The following is a 3,209-nucleotide window of genomic DNA, read 5'->3' as shown; positions in this document are numbered from 1 at the left end:
AACCGCTTGGAGCCGCGATAGCCGACGTAGTAGGACTGCGAGCAGTCGGCGTTGGCGATGATCGCTTTCACCGTGCCGACATTGGTGCCGGTGACGTAGTTGGTCAGGTCGGCGTTGGCGACGGCCGAGTAGCTGGCATCGACGTCGGTGTCGGCCTCCTGCACCTCCAGTTCCAGCTTGTCGGTGCCGGAATAGGTGTCGCCGTTGGCGCCGATCACGAAGATCAGGGCCGCGTCGTCGCAGTTCTGGAGGTCAAGGCCCTGGCCGTCGGCCGGGACCGTGTCGGCGGTGCGGATCAGCGGCACGAGAAGCGTGCTGACCGCGATGTTGGCGTAGAGGGAAGTATGGTTGGTCATAAGTGAATCCTTTTGTTGAGAAAATGAGGCCGGATGTCGCCACCCGGCCTGTCGGGTTAAAACCGTTACGTGCTCACCTTGGACAGCTTCACTGCCTCAAAGTTGACCACGCCGCCCCCGACCCTTTTCGTGGTGTAGAAGGCCACGTTCGGCTTGTCGGTGTAGGGGTCGCGCAGCACGCGAATGCCCATGCGATCCACGATCTGGTAGGCTGTGCGGATGTCACCGTAGGCCATCGCCAGGGCGTTGGTCGTCACGGCGGGCATGTCGGCCGCGAAGTAGTACGGACGGGTCATCAGGGTGGATTGCAGGCCCACGTTCTTGTCGAACGCCATGTTGAACACCGGCTGGCCCTCGCCGTCCTTGATCTTCATCAGGTGACGGTTGGTGGCCCGCTGGATCAGGAAGCTGGCGTTGGACTGATACGGCTCCTTCAGGGCGTTCTGAAGATCCACCAAGCCGTCGTAGGTGAAGGTGGTGGCCGAGCCGGTGACGATCTGCTCGATCTGCTGGGAGGTGATCGTCGTGCCCGCGTCGTAGCTCAACAGACCCTTGGGCTTGTTGACACCGTTGCCGGTCACGAAGGCCGTGGCCTCGTCGCGGGCGAACTTGTCGGCCACTTTCTGGGCCAGCCACGCCTCGATGTCGATGCCGGCGTCGTCGAGGATCTTCTGCGTCGCCTTGGGGTTGGCGTACATCTCGTTGCAGTAGATCGTCAGCTTGCCGACCGTCGGGGTCGTTGTGTTTGGACGGGGGGCCGTTTCACCGACCCAACCGCTGGACGCCTCGTCGTTGTCGAGGATCACCTCGTAGGTGTCTCCGCCGATGTTGGTGACGGTGGCGAGCTGGCGCATGGGCGAGGTCTCGAACACGCGGGTCTGGATGATGCCGCCCATCTCCGGCATGGTCAGGTAACCGCCCGAGGAGTCGCTGTTGACCGACAGGGCCTTGATCTCGGCGTTGTCCTCGCCGCGTTTCTCCAGGTACTCGGTGAAGCCCTCGCGGTTTTCGCTGCGCATGCGGGCGAAGTCGTTGAACGCCTTCTTGCGCAGGGCGGCCTCGCGGCCTTTCTCGTCGGTGGCCCCGGCGGCGGGAGCGCGGTTGAAGGCGATCTCCAGCGCTTGCAGTTTGACATCACCAGCCTTGAGGGCGGCCTCGAATGCCTCTTCCTTCGCTTTCTGCTCGGTTTCGAGCGCCTTGACGCGGGCGTCGGCCTTCTGGGTGGCTTCCACGGCGTCGCCCATCGCTTTTTCGAGCTTGTCGAGCTTGGTTTGGTCGAAGGCGTCGAGTTTGGGGCTGATGTCTTTGAGCTTCTTGTCGAAACCCTCGACCATTCCCTTGTATTCGTTGAACGCCGACAGGGCGGTTTCAACGGATTTGGTCAGTTCTGCGGTCATATGAGTTGCCTATGCTTTGAATTGGTTAAAGAGGTGGGTGAGTTGGTTGAGCGATTCGGACCCACCGTCGCGGTGTTTCGTCAGCGCCTTGTAGCCTTCCGCGACGATGGTTTTTGCCTCGCGCTGGCTGAAACTTGCGTCCCGCAAGTGTTTTTCAAGCTGCCGCTCCGTCATCGGTAGGGCGCTTTTGTCCTGGGTGTCTTCCGTTTCCTCGGGATCGTCCAACAATCCGACGGCGGCCTGGAGCATTTGCAGGACGCCCGCCGCCATGTCGGGGGCAACCGGAACACCGACATCAACCGATGTCTGGCACACGTTGGCGGCTTGGGCGAGCAGAGCGACGGCGGCGTCGATGTCATCCGACGCAGACTTCACGCCGGTGACGGTGGCCTTGGTGTTGGCCGGGAATGTGACCAGCGACACTTCGTAGAGATCAACCTCCAGCAGACGCCGGATGTTCTGCTGGGTGTCCATTTCCGATTTCTTGGTGGAGAATCCGATGGACAAACCCGTGATGGCCCCGCCCTTGGCGAGGGTGTAGGCATCGTTGCCGCATTGGGTGGTGAAGATTCGGCCTTTGAGCAGCAGCCCCTGGGGGGTTTCCATCACTTGGTCCCAGACGCCGATGGGCTGGTCGCTGTTGTGCTGCCAGAGCATGGCGGGCTTGCGGGCGAGCAGGGACTTGGTGAAGGCGCCGGGCATGACCACGTCGCCGTAACTGTCCTCGTTGCCGAAGGTCGAGCCGTAGCCTTCGATGGTGCGGGTTTCCCCGTCCTCTTTGACTTCGATGTCGCGCAACAGAAAGGTTTTGTGTTGCAGTTTCATGGGCGAACCTTCCTTGATTCGGTTAATTGGCTTCGGAATAAATGAGTCCGCAACGGCAGTTACAGAGATTCGCCGGACTGGCCGATGGGTCGCCGGGGCGGTCCATCATCTCCCCGTCCACGATGAACTTGTCATCCAGCGGGATCGGCTCGCTTCCGGCCATCGCCGCGTGGGCGGGGCGGGTGCGGTCGTCGAGCGTCGGCAGCCATTCCTTGAGCATGGTCACGCCCAAGTCGCGTTCCGCCGACCGGACGCTCTCGACGCTTCCATAAGTGGCGGCGGCGTGCGTTTCGGTGCGGGCGACGAGGGCGGCGCGGTAAGGAGTCAGTTGGCTGACTGAGCGGATGTTTTTGGCGATGGCGGCCACACCGTCCCCGTCACGCAGACCGTCAGAGATGGCGTCGATCACCTCGTCGCGGTCGGTGTCGGCGATGTATTTTGCCTTGCGGGTCGATTCCCGCCTGATCCAGTCCTCGGCCAGGGTGGCGAACAAGTCCGTGGCCGACTTCTTCTGGATGTTGCGGCTTTTGACCTGCTTGAGGGCCATGTCCCCGAACACCGGGATGACGCGGCGGTAGTGGTTGGTCAGCAGGGTCTGAACAGACCTGGTGTGGGCGATGAACACATGGGC

Annotated in this window: 4 protein-coding genes; all 4 read right to left on the bottom strand. The window is 62.0% G+C overall.

Going from position 1 to position 3,209, the window contains the following annotated elements:
- The coding region (locus BGIM_RS64770; RefSeq protein WP_020469716.1) for a hypothetical protein at nt 1-356 on the bottom strand (356 nt) is incomplete at its 3' end.
- A 65-nt stretch (nt 357-421) separates the two neighbouring features.
- Nucleotides 422-1,753: a phage major capsid protein gene (locus BGIM_RS0110360; RefSeq protein WP_020469715.1), complete on the bottom strand. Its 1,332-nt coding sequence runs from the start codon at nt 1,751-1,753 to the stop codon at nt 422-424.
- A gap of 9 nt (nt 1,754-1,762) precedes the next feature.
- Nucleotides 1,763-2,578, bottom strand: coding sequence for an HK97 family phage prohead protease (locus BGIM_RS49720; protein WP_020469714.1), 816 nt, complete (start codon nt 2,576-2,578; stop codon nt 1,763-1,765).
- A gap of 22 nt (nt 2,579-2,600) precedes the next feature.
- The coding region (locus tag BGIM_RS49715) for a phage minor head protein (protein ID WP_040887748.1) at nt 2,601-3,209 on the bottom strand (609 nt) is incomplete at its 5' end.

The sequence above is a fragment of the Zavarzinella formosa DSM 19928 genome, from assembly GCF_000255705.1.
In the GTDB taxonomy this organism is placed as follows: domain Bacteria; phylum Planctomycetota; class Planctomycetia; order Gemmatales; family Gemmataceae; genus Zavarzinella; species Zavarzinella formosa.
The sequence above is the reverse complement of the archived record's forward strand: the minus strand, read 5'-3'. Positions and strand labels throughout refer to the sequence as shown.

Excerpts from the sequence above, each read along its gene's own strand:
- BGIM_RS49720 (WP_020469714.1), bottom strand. The coding sequence starts at position 2,578 with ATGAAACTGCAACACAAAACCTTTCTGTTGCGCGACATCGAAGTCAAA.
- BGIM_RS0110360 (WP_020469715.1), bottom strand. The coding sequence starts at position 1,753 with ATGACCGCAGAACTGACCAAATCCGTTGAAACCGCCCTGTCGGCGTTC.